A 1,585-nucleotide genomic window follows, 5' to 3' on the forward strand; every position below is an offset into this window, starting at 1 on the left:
TTTCTGAAAGAAGATCGTGTTGCCTTAAGAGCCGACGCGTAGAAGATAGGATTAAGGCAGTTTTTTTATCCGACAAAGGGTGAAGCTATCGTCAAACTGCTAAGGCTCTTCTGATTGACGATCGTAGAGAAGTATAAGGAAGATCAAAAGTTAATGGTGTAAAGCAAGGGCTCTGTAAGCAAGCTGAATATTTCACAAACAGCGGAACTTATCGCGCATTTGGAAAGCCACCACGTATATGAAAGTAAGCGATATCTGCGCTTATGTTCTTGAACCCTATGACTGCGATTCAAGGCAAGACGTTGCGCGCCCATAATTTTTCATTTAAAAAGCCAGCAGCACGGCCCGAAAAGGCAGCCAAGCAGGAAGCGTTTATTCAACGGTGATGACAATACTGCCGGATGTTTGGTGATGGCGCGCACCCCACCATGACAACGAAAATCACCTGTCAGGCACCCCATTGCCGACGACTGCCTACACGCATGAACCCTGATGGGAGGCACATGCGCCTTACGGTGGTGTCTCTTAAAAACCTTGAAGACGTTTTTTATCAGCTGAAAGACGCTTATCCAAAGGCACCTAACATTCACCTGATCTTGGATCAAAGACCTTATAACACAAGCAAAAACCTCCAAAAAACAGCAAAAGAAAGGGGGATTGAGGTGCATTATTTGCCCTCCCTATAGCACCAACCTGCCCCCCATCGAAAAATGAATATGTGCGCAATAATCGATTTTTCGTCTCTGTCAAAGAGTTTTGCCAGAATATGCTGCACACCTGAGACAACATCGTCATGGATCTTGTCGAGCGCGTCAATGATAACTTTCAACCCGTTAGTCCAACACTTTCAGTTTGATTTGGTATACATCTTTGGTGCAGCAGATTTTATTACCCCCCCTTCCAAAAGAAATCGGTAGTGTTATGGATAATGCCACTTTCCATAAAGGGAAAGCAGTGCAAAAAATGCTAGAAGATTCAGGTAATAGTTTGCTTTATTTGCCTCATTATTCTCCAGATCTCAATCCTATTGAGAAAAAATGAGCCCAAGCCAAACATATAAGAAGAACATTAACGTAATCTTTTTATACTGATTTAGCTATAACCGTTGCTTTGGAAAAATTTTTTAGCATTTCATAAAAATCAAGTGACTCGCTTTCCGCTTTTCGCTTTTAAATAAATACTTTAGATAGTGTCGTCACGAAATAAAATATAATATAATGAAAATCAAAAATTTTATTTTTTAGAAGAGATGACGCTATCGCACAGAAGACACGACATATCAGAAAAATCTTGGAAAATTCTGGAGCCTTATCTACCAAGAAGAAAGGGGAGTTAGGAAGGAAAAGCAAAGGATAATCGTTAAACGCTGCTAATTGCAAACAAGCTAGCCAGCGTGTTGAAGGAATAAGCGCTCAAAATCTTCTTGCAAGCAAAGGATATTGTACCAATCGCATTGTTGATGAGGTAAGAAAAAACAACATAAATCCTTTTATTTCCCAATAGAACGCAATAAAGATATTTACAAGTTTAGACATCTTGTAGAAAATACCATACTCCCCCTCACTTTTTTTCAGGTAGTTTAAAA

The 1,585-nt window shown here is 39.9% G+C and carries 4 protein-coding genes; 3 read left to right on the plus strand and 1 reads right to left on the minus strand.

The annotated features are described in order from the left end of the window. Positions 1-263 precede the first annotated feature (263 nt). Positions 264-386, plus strand: a complete 123-nt coding sequence (locus tag K737_RS11465) for a hypothetical protein (RefSeq protein WP_268743844.1) — start codon at positions 264-266, stop codon at positions 384-386. Positions 387-401: 15 nt separating this feature from the next. Beyond that, positions 402-686, plus strand: coding sequence for a transposase (locus K737_RS08185; RefSeq protein ID WP_006302667.1), 285 nt, complete (start codon positions 402-404; stop codon positions 684-686). Here the strand turns inward: K737_RS08185 and K737_RS10100 are convergent. Next, on the minus strand, positions 668-829 hold the full coding sequence (locus K737_RS10100) for a hypothetical protein (RefSeq protein ID WP_161630400.1): 162 nt from the start codon (positions 827-829) through the stop codon (positions 668-670). The genes K737_RS08185 and K737_RS10100 overlap by 19 nt on opposite strands. Before the next feature lie 23 nt (positions 830-852). Between K737_RS10100 and K737_RS12065 the strand changes: the two genes are divergently transcribed. Continuing rightward, a complete protein-coding gene (locus tag K737_RS12065) occupies positions 853-1,041 on the plus strand; it encodes a transposase (protein WP_006302709.1) in 189 nt (62 codons plus the stop codon). The last annotated feature ends 544 nt before the right edge of the window (positions 1,042-1,585 follow it).

The organism is Holospora undulata HU1 (genome assembly GCF_000388175.3).
Lineage (GTDB): Bacteria > Pseudomonadota > Alphaproteobacteria > Holosporales > Holosporaceae > Holospora > Holospora undulata_A.

What these genes read in the sequence shown, in the direction of transcription:
- K737_RS11465 (WP_268743844.1), top strand. Translation starts at nt 264, where the DNA reads ATGTTCTTGAACCCTATGACTGCGATTCAAGGCAAGACGTTGCGCGCC.
- K737_RS08185 (WP_006302667.1), top strand. Translation starts at nt 402, where the DNA reads ATGTTTGGTGATGGCGCGCACCCCACCATGACAACGAAAATCACCTGT.